We start from the raw sequence: 22,113 nt of genomic DNA on the forward strand, positions 1-22,113 counted from the left end.
GACTCTAATGATAGTCCACCGATTACAGGATATTGGTCAACACTAACAGTTGATCCGATAACAGCTATTGACACCTCGATTGTAGGATCAGAATCATATACTTTTACTCCAGATTCTGGGCAATGCGCTATTGCACCTTCACCAATTGTAATCACAGTTAATCCATCTAATACTTTGATAACTGTTAGTTATACTGTTTCTGGGGCTTTTACTGAAAATCAAATTATAGAAGTAACAGCATTGGCACCTCGTAACTATTTATATCAACTAGATTTTGGTCCATTACAAACTAGTCCTGTTTTTGAAAATGTTTTCTCTGGAGTACATTCAATTACTGTGAGTGATGCAAATGGCTGTAGTGCTTCCATAACAGAAAATGATATTATTGTAATGAATTACCCTAAATTCTTTACCCCTAATAGTGATGGTTTTAATGACACCTGGAAAATTTCTGATCTTACTAATATGATTTTTAAAATATACATTTTTGATCGCTACGGCAAACTTTTGAAAGAAATAAGCCCAGATGGACAAGGTTGGGATGGAACCTATTTAGGAGTGCAAATGCCAGCTGATGATTACTGGTTTACAGTAGATTATATAGAAAACTTAATTACAAAGAAATTGAAATCTCATTTTACATTAAAAAGATAATACGCTAAAGACTTCTAATTCAGAAGTATTTAGCGTATTATAGGCTTATTGTTTTTAAGAATGATGTAGGGGTTCCTGAGCAGTAATGACATAGTATAATCCGATTAGTATGAAAGGAATACTAAGCCATTGTCCAGTAGAAAGTAAACCTAACGCACTTTCAAAGCCACCTTGACTTTCTTTTACATATTCTACTACAAATCGAACTGACCAAAGCATAACTAAAAAAAGACCAAATAGAAAGCCAGTTTTTTCTCTCACACTCGTTTTCCAATATAAGAAAAATAATATTGCAAAGACAAAAATATAACAAAACGCTTCGTATAGTTGGGCTGGATGTTTTGCAGGTACTTGTTGTAGTAAATCTGCAAACTTTGGGTTTGTTGCAATGGCGTGATAGGCCTCTTTTGAATTGGTTATTTGAGTCTCATTAACAGCATCATTGGCGCTAAAATGATCTTTAATAAATTTTATTCCAAGTGGAGATTCGGTTTCTTTACCTACGATTTCTGAATTGAAAAAATTACCAAGTCTCACAAAAATTGCTCCACTAGCTACCGGAATGACTATCCGATCCAACATCCATAACTGGGATTTTTTCATTATGTTTTTACTGAAATAATACATAGTAATAATAATGGAAATGGCAGCTCCATGACTGGCCAGCCCTTGAAAACCAGTGAATTCAAAATTGGGACTAAATCGGAACGGTAAAAATATTTCTAAAAGATGATTGCGATAATATTCCCAATCATAAAACAAAACATGACCCAAACGAGCTCCAATCAAAGTGGCTAAAACTGTCCAAATAAAAAGAGAATCTAGTTTTTCAAGAGATTCGTTTTCACGTTCGAATATGTTTTTCATGATATACCACCCCAAACCAAAAGCGATTACAAACATGAGGCTGTAAAACCGAATTACAAAAAAACCTAAATCAATGCCTGTTGGTGGATTCCAAACTAAGTTTAAAGCGTTTGTCATTTTAAATAAATTTTATTGTAAAAATACATTTTTTTTGATTTGAAAGTCAATATAAATATTAATTCATATCCTTATTCGGATTTTGTTTTCTTTCCTTTGTAACTTCTTTAACGTTCGGAGGAACTGGGTCATAACCCTTTTTACCCCAAGGGTGACAACTCAATATTCGTTTTAATCCAAGAAAACCCCCAAGAATTAAACCATGTTTTTGAAGTGCTTCAATCATATAACTCGAACAAGTGGGTTCGAATCTACAACTAGAATGAGTAAATGGAGAAATCGCATTTTGATAAAAACGGACTAAAAGGATAAATGGGAAAGTCATCATTTTTGATAGCATAATTGATAGTATTAGCTTCCAGTAATTTTATTTAGCATTTTCACTCCAACTAAATCAGGTTTTACATTTGATTTTAAGCTTTCTGAAATATTTCAATCCGTTTTTACTGAATTGTAAAAGTAGTTCCTTCTTTGCCATCTTTCAATTGAATTCCAAGTTCAATCAGTTGATCGCGAATTTGATCGGACATAGCAAAATCTTTATTTGCTCTGGCTTCCATTCGCATTTTAATTAACAGATTTACTACACCTTCTAATTTTTCGTTATTATGTTGAGTATCTTTTTCATTTTTTAAACCTAAAATATCAAATAAAAACGAATGTAATGTTTGGGTAAATAAATCTAAATCTTTTGCTGTAATTGTCTCATTACCATCATTAATAAGGTTTACATATTTAATACCTTCAAATAAATTAGCTATTAAAATGGGGGTATTAAAATCGTCATTCATAGCGTCATGGCAACTTTGTGACCAATCTGCTACAGAAAATGAACTGGTAGTATTTGAGGGGATATTTTCAAGTAATTTCACACCCTCAAGCAAACGGAAAAATCCTTTTTCGCTAGCGAGCATTGCTTCGTTTGAAATATCAAGAACACTGCGATAGTGAGCTTGTAAGAAACAAAAACGAACTACATTAGGTTGAAATTTCTTTTCAAAAAAACTGTTTTTTCCTGAAATCAATTCCATCGGTAATATATAATTACCAGTCGATTTACTCATCCTTAAACCATTCATTGTAAGCATGTTGGTATGCATCCAGGTATTTACTGGAGTAGTGCCATTACAAGCTTTTCCTTGAGCAACTTCGCATTCATGATGTGGAAATTTCAAATCCATACCACCTCCATGTATATCAAATCTTTCGCCTAAATATTTAGTACTCATAGCAGTACACTCTAAGTGCCAGCCAGGGAATCCTTCACCCCAAGGTGATTTCCAACGCATAATATGTGCTGGTGAAGCATTTTTCCAAAGTGCAAAATCTTGTGAATTTTTCTTTTCGTTTTGACCGTCTAAATCTCTGGTATTAGCAAATAATTCATCAACATTTCGATTGCTTAATTCGCCATAATTCAATCCTCTTTTATTGTATTCAAAAACATCAAAATAGACAGAACCTTGCGTTTCGTATGCAAAACCATCGGCAATTAATTTTTCAATTAATTCTATTTGCTCAATAATATGCCCAGTAGCAGTTGGCTCGATAGTTGGTGGTAAAAAATTAAATTTTTCTAAAACCTGATGAAAATCCACAGTGTATTTTTGAACAACTTCCATGGGTTCCAATTTCTCTAATCGCGATTGTTTTACAAAACGGTCATTTTCAATATTTCCATCATCTGTCAAATGTCCAGCGTCGGTAATATTTCTAACATATCGTGTTTTATACCCTAGATATAAAAAGTATCTGAAAATTACATCAAAAGACATAAATGTCCTTAAATTACCTAAATGCACATTACTATATACTGTTGGACCACAAACATACATGCCAATATTTCCATCATGTATTGGAGTGAAAATCTCTTTATCACCCGAAAGAGTGTTGTATATTTTTAAAGTTTGGTTCTTGTATAAGGGCATTGTTGCTTGTAGTTTATTTATTTGAATGTTTTTAATTGATTCAATTTAAAAAAAATCAATAAAAATAACTTAAAACTTCGTTTCTAGTTTAATATAGTCTAATAATTCTCTGCGAGTTTGTTCGTTTTTGAATTTCCCTCCAAATTCAGAAGTTACGGTACTACTTTCTATATCTTTTATTCCTCTTGAATTGACACAAAGGTGTTTTGCATCGATAATGCAGGCAACATCTTTTGTGTTCAGTGCGATTTGAAGCTCTTGAACAATTTGCATCGTTAAACGCTCTTGAACCTGCGGTCTTTTGGCATAATATTCAACAATTCGATTGATTTTTGACAAACCAATTACTTTACCATTTGAGATATAAGCAACATGGGCTTTTCCAATGATTGGTAGTAAGTGATGTTCACAAGTAGAATAGAGTGTAATGTTTTTTTCAACCAACATTTCACCATATTTGTAATTATTTTCAAAAGTAGAAGCCTTTGGTTTTCGGTTTGGATTTAACCCACTGAAAATTTCCTTTACAAACATTTTAGCCACACGATTAGGAGTGCCTTTCATACTATCATCTGTCAAATCCATTCCGAGAGTGTTCAGAATATTTTCGACATCTTTTTTTATTTTTTCTATTTTATCCTCATCACTAATTTCAAAAGCATCTTCTCTTACTGGATTATTTGCAGATGTACTAATATGATTGTCTCCTATTTCGTCTTGAAATTCTTCGTTGTTTATCATTAAAAAGTTGCAGTTATTTTGTGATTAAATTTAGGTTGCAAAGATAATTATTAAAAATTAAAGAAATTAATTTGTTTGCGAATTAAATCAAGTCTTTGTTTAATCAATTTGTACTTTAATTTTGGTGGTTTTTATAAATTTATAGGCGTTTAAAGCTTCTTTTAAAATACCTACAGCACGCTTTAAATCATCTTTTTTCAAGACATAAGCAATTCTAATTTGATTTAATCCAACGCCTGGAGTAGAATAAAATCCTCCAGCAGGAGCAACCATAACAGTCTCACCATTTAACTCATAGCTTTCTAATAACCATTGCGCAAAATCATCTGTATTTTCTACAGGTAGTTGTGCAATGCAGTAAAAAGCTGCTTTAGGTGTTGTAACGATTACGCCATCTATTTTATTTAACTCGGTAATGAGAGTATCTCTTCGCTCTTTATATTCTGAAATTACTTCGTCAAAATAACTTTGTGGAGTGTCTATTGCTGCCTCACAAGCGATTTGTTCTATGGTAGGAGGGCATAAACGAGCTTGAGCAAATTTCATAGCCGTAGCAATAACCTCTTTGTTTTTGGAGACCATACAACCAATTCGCGCACCACACATACTATATCTTTTAGAAACCGAATCAATCATGATTACATTTTGTTCAATCCCTTTCAGGTTCATTACCGAAAAATGCTTGTCTCTCAAGTCATAAATAAACTCTCGGTATACTTCATCAGCGATTAAAAACAAATCATGCTTTTTTACCAAATCTCCTAATTGGTTAATTTCTGATTCAGAATATAAATAACCTGTCGGATTATTTGGGTTGCAAATTAAGATAGCCTTAGTTTTTGATGTAATAGCTTTTTCAAACTCTTCGATTGTAGGAAGTGTAAAACCACTTTCTATATTTGAAATTACAGGAACTACAGTAGCACTTGATTCTTCAGAGAAAGCATGGTAGTTAGCATAAAAAGGCTCAGGAATAATGACTTCATCTCCCGGGTCCATAATACTTCCAAGTGCAAACAATAGCGCTTCTGATCCACCAGTAGTAATCATTATATTTTCAAAACTAACGTTTACCTCTTGTTTGATGTAAAACTGAGCTAATTTTTTTCGGTAACTTTCATAACCAGCTGAGGGTCCGTATTCAATAATATCTAAATTAATATTTTTTATGGCTTCGATAGCTTTTTCAGGGCTTTTAATATCAGGTTGACCAATGTTTAAATGATATACTTTTCGACCCATCTTTTTAGCCATTTCTGCATAAGGAGCCAATTTTCGAATTGGCGATTCAGGCATTCTTCGACCTCTGATAGAAATTTTAGGCATATTTATAAATTTGATGCAAATTTGCAATTTTTTTTCCTAATTTAATGAATTATATAGTCTAATTTGTAGTTTTATTTAAAAATGAAAATGAATTTTTTTCACTATTTTTATACAAAACATTCACTATGATTAAAACGGCTCGTTTATTTTTTTTCTGCCTTGCTGTTCTTCCTCTTTTTGGACAAAATGGTTTTGTTTTAGAAAAAGATTTAAAAAAAGTGGGCATTCCTTTTAAGTTTATCAATAATTTAATTTTCATTCCTCTTAAAGTTAACAGTGTAGAATTAAATTTTTTATTAGATTCAGGGGTTGAGGAAACGATTTTGTTTAGTATGGATGATAAACAAAACGTCAATTTTAATAATGTCGAAAAAATAACATTAAAGGGTTTAGGAAGTTCCGAATCTATTGAAGGATTAAAATCAACCAATAATATTTTGGAAACTCATGGACTAAAATTAATGAATCATATTTTATACATTGTTTTAGATCAAAAATTTAATATTTCTTCTCATGTTGGGATACCTGTAAATGGAATAATTGGCAGTAATTTTTTTAAAAATAATTTGATAGAAATAAATTACATCAGAAAAAAGATTTTTGTGTACGCTCCAAATAATGAAAATAGAATAAAAATTGAAAAAAAGTTTGTTGAAGTACCTATTACTATAGAAAAGTCAAAGCCCTATGTTGAAGGAAATGTGTTTATTGACAATAACAATATTCCAGTAAAGTTGTTAATTGATATTGGTAATAGTGATGCCGTATGGCTTTTTCAAAATGCAATCAAAAAAATTGAACCTCCTTCAAAAAACTTCGATGATTTTTTAGGGCAAGGATTTAGCGGTGAAGTATATGGTAAAAGAGCTTTAATTTCAAAATTTAGCATTTCTAATTTTGAGTTTAATAATCCAATTGTAGCTTTTCCAGATTCAAGTTCTACAAAGAATGTAAAAATGGCGGTTAATCGTTCGGGATCCATTGGTTCTGAAATTTTAAGAAGATTTACTATTGTTTTTGACTACTCGAATCGCGTAATGTATTTGAAGAAAAACAATAATTATAATTACCCATTTAACTATAATAAAAGCGGAATTGAAATTCAGCATAATGGTTATCAATGGGTTAATGAAACGATTCGATTAGAGAATACTGTTGTAAATCAACGAAATCTCGAAAAACAAAACGATGTCTTCTCTAATGATTTTAAATATAAATTAGAATTAAAGCCTGTTTATATTATTTCAAATATTCGAAAAAATTCTCAAGCAGATACTATTGGACTTAAAAAAGAGGATGTCATCATAAGCATAAATGGTATGTCTGCTTATCAATATTCATTGAATAGAATTAATTTACTATTAAGACCTGAGGAAGATAAATGGTTGTATATTGAAGTAGATAGAGCTGGAATTACATTGGTTTTTAAACTATTTATCCAAAATGAATTGTAAAAAAAAATGCTTCATGATGTAAACCAAGAAGCGAAATTAATTTAATAGTTTTAGTTAGCTATCAGCGATAACTATACCTTTTACTTTTAAAACAATTATTCCGTTTTCATAATTTGTAGCATTCGATTCAATAATAATTGTTTTTCTAATGGGACCAGGAATCATATTGTATTTAATTTCAATTTTTCCTGTTTTTCCTGGCAAAATTGGTTCGGTTGGTTTGATTGGGAAAGTAAATTCACTAGTAGAAAACACATTTTTTATAATTAATGGTGCATCACCAATATTTGTGAATTCGAAAGTTCGAATACCATTATCCGTTTTTTTGGAGGTGTTGCCATAGTTTAGGATGTTTTCAGCTAATTTAAATTCGATTTTCGGACTATTTTGTGAAAAACCTAAACTGCAAATAAATACAAAAACTAGTATTGTTGCTATTTTTTTCATCTTAGTTTTATTTAAATTTGATAAGTAAATGTACTTTGTTTTTATTTATAGTACAATTAATTATTTCTCTTTTTATAGTGTACTTAATTATTTACTTTTGCTATCAATTTTAATCACAAAAATCAGACCATAGCTATGCCATGGTTGTAACAGTTGAAATTTATGATAATCCCAGCACAATTTGATGCTAAAACCATCGAAAATAAGTGGTATGCCTATTGGATGAAAAACAATTATTTTCATTCAAAGCCAGATCATCGTACACCCTATACTATTGTAATCCCGCCCCCTAATGTAACGGGAGTTTTGCATATGGGACATATGTTGAACAATACCATTCAGGATGTTTTGATTCGAAGAGCGCGTCTTAAAGGTTTCAACGCTTGTTGGGTTCCTGGAACTGATCATGCTTCTATTGCAACAGAAGCTAAAGTAGTGGCTAAATTAAAGTCAGAGGGAATTAACAAATCAGATTTAACTCGCCAAGAATTTTTGAAACATGCCTACGACTGGACCGATAAATATGGTGGAACTATTCTAGAACAATTAAAGCAATTGGGGTGTTCGTGTGATTGGGACAGAACCAAGTTTACTATGGACGAGGATATGTCGGCATCTGTAATAAAATCATTCGTTGATTTATACAACAAAGGGATGATTTATAGAGGGTATCGAATGGTAAACTGGGATCCCGAAGCCAAAACTACTTTGTCTGATGAAGAAGTTATTTATGAAGAGCAACAAGGAAAATTATATTTTATCAAATACAAAATAGAAGGAAGCGAAGATTTCCTAACTGTGGCTACAACACGTCCCGAAACTATTTTTGGTGATACTGCTATTTGTATCAATCCAAACGATGAACGTCATACACATCTAAAAGGTAAAAAAGCGATTATTCCAATTTCGGGAAGAATCATTCCTATTATCGAAGACGAATATGTCGATTTAGAATTCGGAACTGGCTGCCTAAAAGTGACTCCGGCGCATGATATGAATGACAAAGCTTTGGGCGAAAAACATAATTTGGAGATCATTGACATTTTTAATGAAGATGCCACTCTAAATAGTTTCGGATTGCATTATCAAGGTAAAGATCGTTTTGTAGTTCGTAAAGAAATATCGAAAGAGTTAGAAACATTAGGAGCGATTTCTAAAATTGAAAATCATATCAATAACGTAGGAACTTCCGAAAGAACGAAAGCAGTTATCGAACCGCGTTTGTCTGATCAATGGTTCTTGAAAATGGATGAATTAGTTAAACCAGCAATTAAATCTGTTTTGGTTGATGGCGATATTAAATTGCACCCAAATCGTTTTAATAATACCTATGCCCATTGGTTAAACAATATTCGCGATTGGAATATCTCTCGTCAATTGTGGTGGGGACAACAAATTCCTGCTTATTTCTATGGCGACGGAAAAGAAGATTTTGTTGTTGCCGAAAATATTGAGGAAGCTTTAGTTTTAGCCAAAGCAAAAACTTCCAACTCCCAACTTCTAACTTCCAACTTAAAGCAAGATGTTGACGCTCTCGATACGTGGTTTTCGTCTTGGTTATGGCCAATGTCGGTTTTTGGAGGTGTTTTGGATCCAGAAAATGAAGATTTTAAATATTATTACCCAACGAATGATTTGGTTACAGGACCAGATATTTTATTTTTCTGGGTGGCGCGAATGATTATTGCAGGTTATGAATATACTGGTAAAAAACCATTTACGAATGTGTATTTAACCGGACTAGTTAGAGATAAACAAAGACGTAAGATGTCGAAATCCTTAGGGAATTCGCCTGAACCGTTAGAATTAATAGAAAAGTTTGGTGCCGATGGCGTTCGTGTAGGCTTATTACTGAGTGCTTCTGCTGGAAACGATATCATGTTTGACGAAGAATTGTGTAACCAAGGAAAAGGATTCACCAATAAAATATGGAATGCCTTTAAATTGATAAAAGGCTGGGAGGTAAGCGAGGCAATTGCACAACCCGAATCTTCTAAAGTGGCGATAGAATGGTACGAAGCCAAATTGCAACAAACCTTATTAGAAATTGAAGACAATTTCGAGAAATACCGAATTTCAGAAGCTTTAATGGGAATTTACAAATTAGTTTGGGATGATTTCTGTTCTTGGTTTCTCGAAATGATAAAACCTGCTTACCAACAACCTATTGATAGCGCAACTATGGCAAAAGCCATAGAAATGTTGGAAAACAACATGAAATTATTGCATCCATTTATGCCATTTTTAACCGAGGAAATTTGGCAGCTATTAGAAGAAAGAACACCAGAAGAAGCGTTAATTGTTTCCACTTGGCCCGAAATAAAAACGTTCAACGCCCAGTTAATTTTGGATTTCGAAAACACCATCGAAGTAATTTCTGGAATAAGAACCATTCGAAAAGACAAGAACATTCCGTTTAAAGATACTATTGAATTCAAGGTGGTAAACAATGATAAAGCGTCGACTTATTTTGATGCCGTGATTACTAAATTAGGAAATATCACTACGCTAGGCTATGTTTCGGATAAGGTAGAAGGTGCTTTGTCTTTTCGTGTAAAATCAAATGAATATTTTATTCCGATTACGGGAAATATTGATGTAGCATCTGAAATAGCTAAACTAAACGAAGAGCTCAATTACATAAAAGGCTTCTTGAAATCAGTTCAAATAAAATTATTGAATGAAAAGTTTGTCGCCAATGCCAAATCCGAAATTATTGATAATGAACGCAAAAAAGAAGCGGACGCCTTAGCTAAAATTGAAACTATCGAGCATAGTTTGGCAGGATTGAAGTAATATTCTATTGACTTATAAATTTCAAAACCCGAATTGTTTTAGAACAATTCGGGTTTGCTTTTTATATTTTTTTGGCCACGCATAAATCCTTGAGAATTCGGATTTACAATAACAATTAGGCTAGTTATTTTTGGGTTCACTGGTAATATACTGATAAATTAATTGTTTCTCCCCATCGGTTATTTTTGACTTAGGTTGCATTCTGTTTATGTTTGCTTCCCATTCTTTTTCGGTAAACTTGCTTGGTGCATAGAGTTGGTGGCAACTGGCACAACTATTTATATAGAGATCTCGGCCTTTTTTTAAATCAACTAGCAAAATTGTTGTTGAGTTTTCAGTAGGGGTGTATAATAATGGTTTAGCACAAGAAAATACCAATAGTGTCAAAAAAAAAAGAATTATTTTTCGCATAATTTAAAACTCGTAAGGAAAGATTAATCGCATTTTAAATTTAGTGAATTCTTCGGTATTTAAGCCATTTATGCCCACAGGATTTTTATCTGTGGTCAAAACAATAAAATATTTGAACTTAGGGTATTATCGGGATATGCATATTTTTTAATTTATTTTCTTCAAAATATAACGATCAGAACTTAGTTTACCTTGTTGAATTCCAGAAATTTGAATCATAATTCTATCTTTTGAAATCTTTGAATACGTTATTTTTTGGGGATAATCATTGGTTAAATTTTCAAAAACCAATTGTTTTTCTTCTTCTTTGTTTTGAATGAAAGTTATAGGTTTGTCTTTGTTTTGACCCATTATGGTAGAAATATAAGCTAAATCTTCTGCTGTTTGTTGTATTTGTATATTTTCAAAATGCAAAGTGTCTTTTCCTTTGATAAAATAACTTTCGCCTATAAAAGTACTATCATTTTTTGGCTTCCAAATTTCTTTAAGATTTCCTTTAGCTGAATTTCGTTCCCATTTTCCGATAAGCCAATTGGATTTTTTTAGTATAGCATTCTTATTTGAATTTTCACAAGCAAAAATCAAAAGAATTAATAGAAATAACAGTAAACTTTTAGATGTCATAATAGTAAATAAAAATTTTTGTTTTTTGGGGTTGCTCAATTTTAAATCATAAATAAATAGCAACCATTTTTCGCCAATACCTTGCTTTATGTGCTTCTTCATCCCATTGATGCAATTCATAAGAAATTTCTTTTTCATTTAATATATCGCCAAGTTGGAAATTACTGTCTAAAAATGGATCGTCATTTCCGATGGCTAAAATAATATCCATTTTGTTTAACTGATGAATTAATTCAGGATCTTCTATGTTTTTTAAAAATTGATTGGGCATATTAAAATACACAAAATCATTATGATAACCACTCAATAAATCTGGAAAATAGCCTTTGGACTTAGTCAAATCATAACGTCCGCTCATTCCCACCACTTTACAAAACAAATGAGGATGACGCATGGCAACATTCACAGCATGATAGGCTCCTAAACTACAACCAGCAGAAATAATATTGGGGTTTTCGTTAATTAAATTTGCCAATGGAAGTACTTCTCGAAGCACATATTTTTCGTATTGAATATGCCTGTAAATTCGATATCCAGGGTGACTAAAACTGTTATAGAATGATTCTAAATCTACACTATCAACACAAAATAGTTGTAATTCACCATTTGTGATTTTATGTTCTAAAGCGGCAACAATTTTCCAATCTTCATAATCAAAAAAACGCCCCATTCGCGGTGGAAAAAATAAAACTTTTGCACCCGCATGACCAAATATAAGAAGCTCCATATCTTTTTCAAGATTGGGACTATACCATTTGTGATATTCTCTTTTCATGAAAATGCTTTTTCAATGTGGATAAATATCAATTTTTTAACTTTTTTGAAGTTCTTTTTGTGGAAAAATTCCTGAGTATTTTTTTAAAACATTTAACCATAATTTATAGCCTAATTTCGTTAGGTGAAGCCCGTCTTCGGTAAAATATTCCGCTTTTGGAGTTCCCTTTTTATCCAACATCAAGTCATAAATATTCACATAATGACAATATTTATCATTAGCTATTAATTTTTCAATAGAACTGTTTGTAAATCGAATACTTCCTGCCAAATGCCAACGGCTAACGCTTGGTTTTATTGAGATATAAGTAACGGAAATGTTACCATATTTAGCTCTAATTTTAGCTAATAAATTTTCTAAATATAAAACCACTTCTTCGGGATGCCTTCCTTCTCCTAGATCATTATCGCCTGCATAAATTACGATGGCTTCAACATCTTTTATGTTTTTGAAAACACGATCAAAAAACCAAGTGCATGCTGCTAATGTAGAACCGCCAAAGCCTAAATTAATGGGGTCATATTCTTTAAAACTACTTTCTAATTCTCTCCATAAAGTAAATGTAGAACTGCCATAAAAAACCATTTTTGGATTGTATTCTAATGCTATTATTTCTTTTTCTAATCGTTCTAAATCATTATGGTACCAAAACACGCCTTCCTCTTTTTAAATTATATCCAAATATAAAGTTTTAATATAAATATCGAACATGAAACAAAAGAAAATGGAAAATGAATTGTTTTTTGTAAATTTGCATTCCGATTATAAATGGAAATAAGAATATGTTAGATAGACTTCAAATAGTAAAACAGCGGTTCGACGAAATATCCGATTTAATAATTCAACCTGATGTGATTTCAGACCAGAAGCGTTATGTCCAGTTGAATCAAGAATATAAAGGACTGAAAGCTTTGTCCGAAAAGCGAGATGAATATGTTATTTTGATGGCTAATATTGATGAAGCTAATGAGATAATTGCTGACGGAAGCGATGCTGATATGACCGAAATGGCTAAGATGCAACTCGATGAAGCTAAGGACAGATTACCGGAACTAGAGGATGAAATCAAGTTTATGTTGATCCCTAAAGACGCCGAAGATGCTAAGAATGTAATGGTCGAAATTCGTGCCGGAACTGGTGGCGATGAAGCCAGTATTTTTGCTGGAGATTTGTTTAGAATGTACACCAAGTATTGTGAAAATAGAGGTTGGAGAACATCTGTTGTCGATATGAACGAAGGAACATCAGGCGGTTTCAAAGAGGTGATTTTTGAAGTTACGGGCGATGATGTTTACGGAACTTTGAAGTTCGAAGCTGGAGTTCACCGAGTTCAACGTGTTCCACAGACTGAAACGCAAGGGCGTGTGCATACTTCTGCTGCAACGGTTATGGTGCTTCCAGAAGCCGAAGAATTTGACGTTCAAATTGATATGAATGATGTTCGTGTGGATTTTTTCTGTTCGTCAGGCCCAGGCGGACAATCGGTAAATACTACGAAATCAGCAGTTCGTTTGACGCACATTCCTACGGGTTTAGTGGCGCAATGTCAGGATCAAAAATCACAACATAAGAATAAAGACAAAGCATTTGGTGTTTTGCGTTCTCGTTTATACGAACAAGAATTAGCCAAAAAACAAGCTGAAGATGCTATAAAACGTACGTCACAAGTGAGTTCTGGAGACCGTTCCGCAAAAATACGCACCTATAATTATTCGCAAGGACGTGTTACGGATCATAGGGTTGGTATAGATGTCTTCGATATGGACGGTGTAATGAATGGTAAAATTCAAAAATTGATTGATGAATTACAATTGGTAAATAATATGGAGAAGTTGAAAGAAGCAAGTGAGGGTTTTTAATATCTATTAGATTTTAAAATTTTATTTAATAAAATCCCTATTTATAGGGATTTTTTTTGTTATTTTTTGTAGTACTTTTGGAAGTACTATAAAGTTAGAAAATATAAATTATTAATTTAAATTCAATTTCATGAAAAAAACAGTACTAATTATTCTTGTTTTCACAAGTTTTATTACAGTAAATGCACAGTCTTATCTTGGTTTTTACCATGATAATTATGCTGGTGTTCAGGGTGTTTTGTTTAATCCAGCTTCTATAGTAGATTCTCGATTTAAAACTGATATTAATTTATTTTCCTTTAGTACAGCTGTTGGAAATGATATATATGCTGTCAGTTTTTCCGATGCTTTTAAATCAGGTTATGATTTTGATGCTCAAGCCAAAAAATCATTTACAGATTCGAACAATGTCATTATGAATCTAGATTTAATGGGGCCAGCTTTTATGTTTAACATTACTCCTAAACAGTCTTTGGCAGTTTTTACAAGAGCTAGAGCATTTGTTAATTTAGGCGGAGTTAAGGGGGATTTAATTAACGAACTATCGAAGGAAGATGATAAAAATGACTTTAATTATACTCTAGGGAATCCAAATTTTATTGGGAATTCATGGGGTGAGTTTGGCTTGTCTTATGCAGCAGTTTTGTATCAAAAAGGGCAGCATTTTTTAAAAGGAGGTATTACTGCCAAATATCTGCAAGGAGTAGCCAATGCTCATTTTCAAGGTAATAATATTACTGTTGATTATAAAGAAAATGTAGACCCACTATTGAGTGAGTATACCACTACAGGTACTGCTATTTATGGTACAAGTCAAGATTTTGAAAATAATTCTGATATTGAAATTGATTCGGCATCCAAAGGTTTTGGTTTTGATTTAGGACTAGTTTACGAATGGAGACCCGATTTTGACACTACCAAGAAAGAGGTTTCAAACTTCAAGGAATTGAATAAATACAAATTTCGTTTTGGATTTTCGTTAACTGATTTAGGTTCTATAAATTATGAAAAAGGGATTCGTAAAAGTTATGATTTGAATAATTCTTTTAATGTGGGTGAATTTGAAAATGCTGAAAATATAGATGCATTTTTAAATGATGCTTATAAAGAGACCGTTATTAATGGTACAGTTAAATCTAAATTACCAACAGCTTTTCATGCTGATGTAGATTGGAATATGTACAAAAAATTCTATTTGAATATTAATGGCGATTTTAGCATGGTAGACAATAAAGCATTAAATCAAAATACCATTGAAAACCGTTTTAGTGTGACCCCACGATTCGAATCAAGAGGGTTCAGTTTTTATGTACCAGTATCATTTATGCAATATAGCGGGACACAAATAGGAGCTGGTTTGAGAACAGGGATTTTCTTTATTGGTTCAGGATCTGCATTATCAAATGCTTTTGCTAAGGAGTCTAAAGCCATGGACTTTCATTTAGGTGTTAAAATTCCAGTGTATCAAAAGAAATTAAAAGATACGGATGGCGACGGAGTTTATAATAAAGTTGATGCTTGTCCTAAAGTTGCAGGCCCTATCGAAAATAAAGGATGCCCATGGGAAGATAAAGATGGAGATTCTGTTTTAGACAAAGACGATTCCTGTGTAGATGTGAAGGGGCCATTAGAAAACAAAGGTTGCCCTTGGGGAGATAAGGATAATGATACTGTTTTAGATAAAGATGATTCTTGTGTTTATGTAGCCGGTCCAAAAGAAAATAAAGGGTGTCCATGGGAGGATACCGATAAGGATAGTATTTTAGATAAAGACGACAAATGCCCTACTCTTGCTGGTCCAATAGAAAATATAGGCTGTCCATGGGAGGATTCCGATGGAGATTCAGTTCTGGACAAAGATGATAAATGTCCAATAATAAAAGGAACCCCAGAAAATGCAGGTTGTCCAGTTGTCGATACAGCCATATTGAAAAAACTAAATGATTTCTCAAAATCAATTTTATTTGATTCCGGTAAATCAACCATCAAAGCAGAATCTACACCTAATTTAGATGAAATTGTTAAAGTAATGAATGAATATGGTTCTGCCAATTTTAAATTTGAAGGATATACTGATAACACAGGCGTTGCAGCTAATAATCTTCAATTGTCTAAAGATAGAGCCGCAGCTGTAAAAACCTATTTAATTTCTAATGGAATTAGTGCTGATAGACTTTCATCTGAAGGATACGGAATAGTAAAACCAATTGCTGATAATAAAACGGCTGCTGGTAGAGAGTTGAACCGAAGAGTTGAAATTATTTTAATGAAATAACCGAAGCTAAAAACTTCTCTAGAATTTTATCTATAAACTAATCGCTTTTGTTATTTTAAAAATAATGAAAGCGATTATTTTTTTATAGATTTGCTATTATAATAATTTTGCTTCAAAAACACTTTTTTCAGTAATGACTACAGAGGAACTAAATCGCCAAATCCAACTTAAAAAATCTTTTCTATGCGTTGGTCTAGATGTTGATTTGAATAAAATCCCTAAACATCTTTTAGCATTAGAAGACCCAATTTTCGAATTTAATAAAGAGATAATCGATGCGACTCATGACTTGGTAGTTTCCTATAAACCCAATACGGCTTTCTATGAAGCTAATGGAATTAAAGGTTGGCAATCCTTGCAAAAAACAATAGATTACATTAACGAAAAACATCCTGAAATCTTTACCATTGCCGATGCAAAACGAGGTGATATTGGCAATACTTCATCGATGTATGCCAAAGCATTTTTTGAAGATTTGAATTTTGATAGTGTGACTGTTGCCCCTTATATGGGAAAAGATTCGGTAGAGCCTTTTTTAGCTTTCGAGAATAAACATACCATTATGTTAGCCTTAACATCCAATGAAGGTGCTTATGATTTTCAAACTTTGAATGTGGGAGGAAAGGAATTGTACAGACAGGTATTGGAAACCTCAAAAACTTGGAAAAACTCAGAAAATCTTATGTATGTAGTTGGGGCTACAAAAGCTGAATATTTCACGGAGATTCGAAAAATTGTCCCTTATAGTTTTTTATTGGTTCCAGGAGTAGGAGCGCAGGGAGGAAGTCTTTCGGAAGTTTGTAAATATGGTTTAAATGCAACGGTTGGTTTACTGATTAATTCCTCACGCGCCATAATTTATGCTTCAAACGGAATCGATTTTGCTCAAAAGGCTAGGGAAGAGGCTTTGAAAATGCAGCAAGAAATGGAATTTATTTTGAAATCAAATTTCAATAGTTCCATTTGATAAATTATACCCTTTATAGAAATGACGATACTGTTCAATGGGTGACTTTTGTTCATGGGGCTGGAGGGAGTTCTTCAATTTGGTTTAAGCAACTGCGGGATTTTAGAAAACACTTTAATGTTTTGCTTCTTGATTTACGTGGACACGGCGGATCGAAACATTTATCACAAACACTTTGGAAACAGAAATATACTTTTGAGGATATTGCAAACGATATTCTGGAGGTTTTAGATCATCTTAGCATTAAAAAATCACATTTTGTTGGGATTTCCCTCGGAACAATAATTATCAGACAGTTAGCCGATAAAAGTCCCGAGCGTATACAAAGCATGGTTCTTGGTGGCGCTATTATTAAAATGAACTTTCGGTCTCAGATTTTAATGCAATTGGGTAATACGTTTAAATATCTTTTGCCCTATTTATTCTTATACCGATTTTTTGCTTTTGTAATAATGCCTAGAAATAACCACAAACAATCTCGTTTATTATTTGTTAACGAAGCAAAGAAATTAGATCAAAAAGAATTTATTAAATGGTTTAAACTAACTACTGAAATTAATCCTTTGTTAAGCCGATTTAGAAAGATTGAGTTGGATATTTTAACGCTTTATGTTATGGGAGAACAGGATTATATGTTTTTACCTTCGGTGAGATTAATGGTTGAGGAACAGGCACAATTTTCAAAATTATTTGTTATGAAGGAATCTGGTCATGTGGTTAATGTTGAACAACCTCTTGTCTTTAATACTATTGTTTTGGCTTTTCTTGCTGACCAAAAATAAAAAATGCCGACAAATTTGACGGCATTCTTTTTACTAACCAAAAACCAAATAATAAATAACCAGTTTATTACATTACAAAGGTGCTAATTATTTAGTTCGCTAGTTGTTAAATGATTGTTATTACTTTGTTGGGGATACGTTAAGATTTTAATAAAATACAACCGTTTTATTATCATAAACCATGGTTTTTCTTTCTGCATGCAGTTTTATAGCTCTCGCTAAAACGGTACGCTCTAAATCTCTCCCTTTCATAATAAAATCTTCGATTGAGTTAACATGAGATACTCTAGCAATATCTTGCTCAATAATTGGACCTTCATCTAAACCTTCGGTAACATAATGACTCGTTGCCCCAATGATTTTTACGCCCCGTTTAAAGGCCGAGTGATATGGTTTTGCTCCTGGAAAAGCAGGTAAAAACGAATGATGAATATTGATGATGTTATTTCTATATTTAGCAATCAAGTTTGGAGTTATGATTTGCATATAACGTGCTAAAACAATAAAGTCTATTTGGTATTGATTTAATAAATCCAATTGTTCTTTTTCACCTTTTTCTTTAATTTCTTTGGTAAACGGCACAAAATGAAACGGAATAGAAAAACGTTCAGCAATAGGTTTTAAATCTTCGTGATTGCTAATGATTACAGCAATTTCCAAAGGTAATTCTCCTGAGCTGTAACGTCCTAAAATGTCATACAAACAATGATCATATTTCGATACAAACAAGGCCATTTTAGGTTTCTCACCTTGAGTATATATTTCCCAAGTTAACTGTAACGGTTTTGCTAATTGTTGTTCAAAATCTGATTTTAAGGCATTCAAATCCCAGTTTTTGGTACTAAATTCACATTCCAATCGCATGAAAAACACATTTTCATCGGCATCAACATGTTGATCTAAATAAATAATATTTCCTTCTTTTGAAGCGATGTAATTGGTAACTGTCGAAATAATTGCTTTTTGGTCTTTACAATGTATGAGTATAATAATCTTTTGCATAAACTTTAATTTTTACTATAGTTTTTTGGGTATTAAAAATAAATCTATTTTTTGTCTTGCATGGCAAAAACTTTTTGTAACAGAGTCGATGTTCTTGCATTTAAATTAGTTCGAATATTTTTTTCTTCTACAGCAATCATTTTAAAAACACCTGTCATCGCTTGATTAGTGGTGTAATCGGTTAAATCAGGATTTACTTTTTTAACGAATGGAATGCTATTGTATTTGGTTATGATGTTCGACCAAACCTTGTCGGCACCTACTTTAGTAAACGAATTTTTAATAACAGGATTAAATTTTCCGTATAAAGCAGTAGATGTAGTGTTTTGTAAATAATTGGTAGCCGAATTTTCATTTCCCATCAATATTGTTTTTGCATCGGTAAATGACATATTCTTCACAGCATCCACAAATATAGGAGTTGCTTCTTTTACAGCATCCTCAGCAGCACGATTGAGTACTTTTAATCCTTCATCAGCAAGAGAGTTTAAACCAATTTTTCTCAAACTTGAATCTACTTTCTTTAATTCTTCGGGAAGTAAAATTTTAACAACCTCGTTTTTAAAAAAACCGTCAGTGGCAGTTAGTTTTGTTACTTGTTTAGAAATTCCATTGTTTAGTGCTTCTTTCAATCCACCTGAAATATCAACTCCACCAATTCCTTGTATTTCTGGAAGTTGATTGATGACTTGTTGCATCTCGGCGCAACTCGAAAGCGGAAGCGCTAAAAGTAATACGATGATTTTTTTCATTTTAGATGTATTTTGAAATTGTTTTCGGTTTGTTTGAATTTTAATGCCAAAAATACTATTTATTCAATAATAAAGACAAAATTTTATCATATAGTACTAAACTTAACCTGTTGGGTGTAATTAGTTTTTGATGATAATTTTACGTCAGTTCGAGTGATTTTCGTTAGAAAATCGTCCTTCGATTTCACTCAGGATGACAGAACAAGGAAAATTTCATTAAAAACGGTTCTAGATACACGTCACTTCGAGTAGCGAAGCGTATCGAGAAGTTTTGCTCCGTTTTACTACACAAAAAATACTCGAACAGATGTTTTGAATAATTACACCCAACGGGTTAAACTTACTTTTTAGCCTTGAGGTTTCGTTCTGTTTAATTTACATGCTTTACAATAAAATTTTATTTAATAATATTATTCGTATTAATGTGTGCATTTAGTCGATAATAATTTGTTTTTTAACGATTTTGTTCTTGTTTGGTTTCCTTTTTTTCATAATATTAGTTAATTTTAATCTACTTAATTAGTTAAAGTTTTTATATTATTTTATTTAAATATAAATTACTTAGATGAAGTTAATTAATGTCTTAATAAATCTCTTGTATTGACTTTTTGCAGTAAGTTATATTCTCCAAATCATGTAACTTTCTTAATATTTGAATTGTTTTTTTTATAAAAAGACATATTTCATCGATTTTAATCTGTATTTCATAGAAAAAAAATTGTTATTTAACAATTGTTCATTTTATTTACCTTACAAAAGTAGTTTCCCTAAAATCTACAATTTTCTAGCTTTCCTAATGTTATGGTGTAATTAATTTAACGCCTAACATATCATGAAAAAAATTATGCTTTCAGGTTTTGCAGACTTTTTCAGTTTCAAGGATTTATCCTTTGAAAAAACAGGAGAAAGTGGTTTTAAGTTAGATTTTTCGAAAGAAAATCTAAAAGTAGATGGGTACTCGAATCATTCGAGAGGTAAAGGCATTAGCAGTTTGATTTTACTGTTTGTGCTTTTTTTGTTTTCCAATTTTTTAACGGCGCAATCCGTAGGGGTTGATTTTAGCCAGTCTTCAAACAATAATCCAACACAGGGAGATATTGTATGGATTGGTTCTATTATTCAGTCAAGCAATTCAGCCTTCTACGAAGGTCAATCTACCTTACAACGAACGTTGCTTGAGGGTATTCCCACCCATAGTTCAGGGACGTATCGATTACGATTTACACATCAGGCTTCAAAAGCATCGATTAACGCTTATGATTTTGTAATGGGGTGGGGTGGTGTAAATCCTTCTTTTGGGAATAGTCCGACATCCGCTACCGAAGGTGCTATTGAATCATCTAATGTGATTTATCCTACTGGTTTTGTTACAATTAATCAAAGTAGCAATCTTGGTCCTAAAGGTTCTAGAGCTCCTTTTTATGCTACAATTCCTTATTGTTATGCAAACCCGATTCCAGCAACTCTCGCTGGTTCGATGGGATCTAGTGTAATACCTATTTCATCAGGATCTAATGTCAATGCTCGTATAATTGAATTTGATAAAATTCCTTTCTCAATCCCACCCGCAACCGATAATGGTGTTAAAAGAAGAGTAACCCTTCAGGGTACAAGAGGTGTAAATGCTACCAATTTAATTACATCTGCCACACTTGTTTTTCTAGGATATGATTCAGGTGCTGACCAATATGCCCAATATGAATTGATTTGGACAGGACCAACTTCTGGAGATCCTTATGATGTTCAAATAAAAATGGCAGGACATATTGCCCAGTCTATTGCACCAGGAGGAACTGGTTATGGAATAGGCAAAGGAGCTTCTTCTATTAGTGGTGGTCCATACCATTTTAAACTTTCAGAAATTTTACTTGGACCTGGAGTGAATGGTGCTTGGTCTTCTGCTGATACTAAATCACTGGGTGCTCAAGATAACCAATTAAAAGGAGCAGATATCTTATTGCCTCCTCCTGCTTGTGACATTACAGGTTCATACACAATTTGCCAAGGAGGAACTTCAGGCACATATAGCGGTCCTGCAGGAATGGATTCTTACTTATGGAGCATATCGCCTGCTGGCGCTACTTTAAGTGCTACAAATACACAGAATGTAACTGTTACATCCAATACACCAGGTAGCTATACACTTACTTTGGTAACTACATTGAGTGGGAAAAATTCTATTGGGTCTTGTACGGCGAGTTTGACAGTAAATGCGAATCCGACAGTAACCGTTAACTCACCAACAAAATGTACGAGTGATGCGGCAGTAGCCATAACCGCTACACCATCACCAGCGGGAACTTATTCTTATGCTTGGACAGTTCCAGTAGGAGTAA

Annotated in this window: 20 protein-coding genes; 8 read left to right on the forward strand and 12 right to left on the reverse strand. The window is 32.6% G+C overall.

The genetic code is table 11. From position 1 onward, the window contains the following. A partial coding sequence (locus tag ACKVOD_RS11475; protein WP_409209608.1) for a T9SS type B sorting domain-containing protein occupies window positions 1-654 on the forward strand: 654 nt, incomplete at its 5' end. Window positions 655-708: 54 nt separating this feature from the next. Here ACKVOD_RS11475 and lgt read toward each other — a convergent pair. The 5 genes from lgt to ACKVOD_RS11500 all read right to left on the reverse strand — a co-directional run bounded on the left by lgt (window position 709) and on the right by ACKVOD_RS11500 (window position 5,633). Continuing rightward, complete coding sequence (gene lgt / locus ACKVOD_RS11480) at window positions 709-1,638, reverse strand: prolipoprotein diacylglyceryl transferase (RefSeq protein WP_409209609.1); 930 nt, start codon at window positions 1,636-1,638, stop codon at window positions 709-711. 58 nt (window positions 1,639-1,696) lie between these two features. Continuing rightward, complete coding sequence (yidD, locus tag ACKVOD_RS11485; protein ID WP_409209610.1) at window positions 1,697-1,978, reverse strand: membrane protein insertion efficiency factor YidD; 282 nt, start codon at window positions 1,976-1,978, stop codon at window positions 1,697-1,699. 103 nt (window positions 1,979-2,081) lie between these two features. After that, the gene (gene cysS / locus ACKVOD_RS11490) at window positions 2,082-3,566 is read right to left on the reverse strand and encodes a cysteine--tRNA ligase (RefSeq protein WP_409209611.1); all 1,485 of its coding nucleotides are present in this window, start codon (window positions 3,564-3,566) and stop codon (window positions 2,082-2,084) included. Between the two features lie 69 nt (window positions 3,567-3,635). After that, window positions 3,636-4,307 (reverse strand): GTP cyclohydrolase I FolE, encoded by a 672-nt coding sequence (gene folE / locus ACKVOD_RS11495; RefSeq protein WP_409209612.1) that lies wholly within the window; start codon window positions 4,305-4,307, stop codon window positions 3,636-3,638. A 99-nt stretch (window positions 4,308-4,406) separates the two neighbouring features. Further along, window positions 4,407-5,633 (reverse strand): pyridoxal phosphate-dependent aminotransferase, encoded by a 1,227-nt coding sequence (locus ACKVOD_RS11500; protein WP_409209613.1) that lies wholly within the window; start codon window positions 5,631-5,633, stop codon window positions 4,407-4,409. 125 nt (window positions 5,634-5,758) lie between these two features. Here ACKVOD_RS11500 and ACKVOD_RS11505 point away from each other — a divergent pair, with 125 nt between their 5' ends. Further along, window positions 5,759-7,087: a PDZ domain-containing protein gene (locus ACKVOD_RS11505; RefSeq protein ID WP_409209614.1), complete on the forward strand. Its 1,329-nt coding sequence runs from the start codon at window positions 5,759-5,761 to the stop codon at window positions 7,085-7,087. Window positions 7,088-7,141: 54 nt separating this feature from the next. On the opposite strand, the gene ACKVOD_RS11510 is transcribed toward ACKVOD_RS11505, so the two are convergent. Further along, the gene (locus ACKVOD_RS11510; RefSeq protein WP_409209615.1) at window positions 7,142-7,534 is read right to left on the reverse strand and encodes a DUF1573 domain-containing protein; all 393 of its coding nucleotides are present in this window, start codon (window positions 7,532-7,534) and stop codon (window positions 7,142-7,144) included. Window positions 7,535-7,696: 162 nt separating this feature from the next. Between ACKVOD_RS11510 and ACKVOD_RS11515 the strand changes: the two genes are divergently transcribed. Beyond that, on the forward strand, window positions 7,697-10,330 hold the full coding sequence (locus ACKVOD_RS11515; protein ID WP_409209616.1) for a valine--tRNA ligase: 2,634 nt from the start codon (window positions 7,697-7,699) through the stop codon (window positions 10,328-10,330). A 120-nt stretch (window positions 10,331-10,450) separates the two neighbouring features. Here ACKVOD_RS11515 and ACKVOD_RS11520 read toward each other — a convergent pair whose 3' ends face one another. The 4 genes from ACKVOD_RS11520 to ACKVOD_RS11535 form a co-directional block, all read right to left on the reverse strand. Then, entirely contained in the window at window positions 10,451-10,741 is a 291-nt protein-coding gene (locus ACKVOD_RS11520) for a c-type cytochrome (RefSeq protein ID WP_409209617.1), read from the reverse strand. 147 nt (window positions 10,742-10,888) lie between these two features. Continuing rightward, a complete protein-coding gene (locus ACKVOD_RS11525; protein ID WP_409209618.1) occupies window positions 10,889-11,365 on the reverse strand; it encodes a DUF6265 family protein in 477 nt (158 codons plus the stop codon). A gap of 46 nt (window positions 11,366-11,411) precedes the next feature. After that, window positions 11,412-12,140 carry an esterase family protein gene (locus tag ACKVOD_RS11530; RefSeq protein WP_409209619.1) on the reverse strand — a complete coding sequence of 243 codons (729 nt, stop codon included), beginning with the start codon at window positions 12,138-12,140 and terminating at the stop codon, window positions 11,412-11,414. A gap of 36 nt (window positions 12,141-12,176) precedes the next feature. Further along, window positions 12,177-12,794 (reverse strand): GDSL-type esterase/lipase family protein, encoded by a 618-nt coding sequence (locus ACKVOD_RS11535; protein WP_409209620.1) that lies wholly within the window; start codon window positions 12,792-12,794, stop codon window positions 12,177-12,179. 128 nt (window positions 12,795-12,922) lie between these two features. On the opposite strand from ACKVOD_RS11535, the gene prfA reads away from it, so the two are divergent. The 4 genes from prfA to ACKVOD_RS11555 all read left to right on the forward strand — a co-directional run bounded on the left by prfA (window position 12,923) and on the right by ACKVOD_RS11555 (window position 18,023). Further along, a complete protein-coding gene (prfA, locus tag ACKVOD_RS11540; RefSeq protein ID WP_409209621.1) occupies window positions 12,923-13,999 on the forward strand; it encodes a peptide chain release factor 1 in 1,077 nt (358 codons plus the stop codon). Between the two features lie 130 nt (window positions 14,000-14,129). Next, window positions 14,130-16,274, forward strand: coding sequence for a DUF5723 family protein (locus ACKVOD_RS11545; RefSeq protein ID WP_409209622.1), 2,145 nt, complete (start codon window positions 14,130-14,132; stop codon window positions 16,272-16,274). 133 nt (window positions 16,275-16,407) lie between these two features. Beyond that, entirely contained in the window at window positions 16,408-17,241 is an 834-nt protein-coding gene (gene pyrF / locus ACKVOD_RS11550) for an orotidine-5'-phosphate decarboxylase (RefSeq protein ID WP_409209623.1), read from the forward strand. After that, window positions 17,238-18,023: an alpha/beta fold hydrolase gene (locus ACKVOD_RS11555; protein WP_409209624.1), complete on the forward strand. Its 786-nt coding sequence runs from the start codon at window positions 17,238-17,240 to the stop codon at window positions 18,021-18,023. The genes pyrF and ACKVOD_RS11555 overlap by 4 nt, the downstream gene beginning before the upstream one ends. Window positions 18,024-18,170: 147 nt before the next feature. Here ACKVOD_RS11555 and purU read toward each other — a convergent pair whose 3' ends face one another. Together purU and ACKVOD_RS11565 are read right to left on the reverse strand one after the other, a co-directional pair. Beyond that, window positions 18,171-19,025: a formyltetrahydrofolate deformylase gene (purU, locus tag ACKVOD_RS11560; protein WP_409209625.1), complete on the reverse strand. Its 855-nt coding sequence runs from the start codon at window positions 19,023-19,025 to the stop codon at window positions 18,171-18,173. Window positions 19,026-19,069: 44 nt separating this feature from the next. Continuing rightward, the gene (locus ACKVOD_RS11565) at window positions 19,070-19,777 is read right to left on the reverse strand and encodes a DUF4197 domain-containing protein (RefSeq protein ID WP_409209626.1); all 708 of its coding nucleotides are present in this window, start codon (window positions 19,775-19,777) and stop codon (window positions 19,070-19,072) included. An 832-nt stretch (window positions 19,778-20,609) separates the two neighbouring features. On the opposite strand from ACKVOD_RS11565, the gene ACKVOD_RS11570 reads away from it, so the two are divergent. Next, window positions 20,610-22,113, forward strand: a 1,504-nt coding sequence (locus ACKVOD_RS11570) for a hypothetical protein (protein WP_409209627.1), incomplete at its 3' end; no start/stop codon positions are given.

Source organism: Flavobacterium sp., from assembly GCF_046155325.1.
Taxonomy (GTDB): domain Bacteria; phylum Bacteroidota; class Bacteroidia; order Flavobacteriales; family Flavobacteriaceae; genus Flavobacterium.

Coding starts and splice junctions, on each gene's coding strand:
- lgt (WP_409209609.1), bottom strand. CDS start 1,638: ATGACAAACGCTTTAAACTTAGTTTGGAATCCACCAACAGGCATTGAT.
- yidD (WP_409209610.1), bottom strand. CDS start 1,978: ATGCTATCAAAAATGATGACTTTCCCATTTATCCTTTTAGTCCGTTTT.
- cysS (WP_409209611.1), bottom strand. CDS start 3,566: ATGCCCTTATACAAGAACCAAACTTTAAAAATATACAACACTCTTTCG.
- folE (WP_409209612.1), bottom strand. CDS start 4,307: ATGATAAACAACGAAGAATTTCAAGACGAAATAGGAGACAATCATATT.
- ACKVOD_RS11500 (WP_409209613.1), bottom strand. CDS start 5,633: ATGCCTAAAATTTCTATCAGAGGTCGAAGAATGCCTGAATCGCCAATT.
- ACKVOD_RS11505 (WP_409209614.1), top strand. CDS start 5,759: ATGATTAAAACGGCTCGTTTATTTTTTTTCTGCCTTGCTGTTCTTCCT.
- ACKVOD_RS11510 (WP_409209615.1), bottom strand. CDS start 7,534: ATGAAAAAAATAGCAACAATACTAGTTTTTGTATTTATTTGCAGTTTA.
- ACKVOD_RS11515 (WP_409209616.1), top strand. CDS start 7,697: ATGATAATCCCAGCACAATTTGATGCTAAAACCATCGAAAATAAGTGG.
- ACKVOD_RS11520 (WP_409209617.1), bottom strand. CDS start 10,741: ATGCGAAAAATAATTCTTTTTTTTTTGACACTATTGGTATTTTCTTGT.
- ACKVOD_RS11525 (WP_409209618.1), bottom strand. CDS start 11,365: ATGACATCTAAAAGTTTACTGTTATTTCTATTAATTCTTTTGATTTTT.
- ACKVOD_RS11530 (WP_409209619.1), bottom strand. CDS start 12,140: ATGAAAAGAGAATATCACAAATGGTATAGTCCCAATCTTGAAAAAGAT.
- prfA (WP_409209621.1), top strand. CDS start 12,923: ATGTTAGATAGACTTCAAATAGTAAAACAGCGGTTCGACGAAATATCC.
- ACKVOD_RS11545 (WP_409209622.1), top strand. CDS start 14,130: ATGAAAAAAACAGTACTAATTATTCTTGTTTTCACAAGTTTTATTACA.
- pyrF (WP_409209623.1), top strand. CDS start 16,408: ATGACTACAGAGGAACTAAATCGCCAAATCCAACTTAAAAAATCTTTT.
- purU (WP_409209625.1), bottom strand. CDS start 19,025: ATGCAAAAGATTATTATACTCATACATTGTAAAGACCAAAAAGCAATT.
- ACKVOD_RS11565 (WP_409209626.1), bottom strand. CDS start 19,777: ATGAAAAAAATCATCGTATTACTTTTAGCGCTTCCGCTTTCGAGTTGC.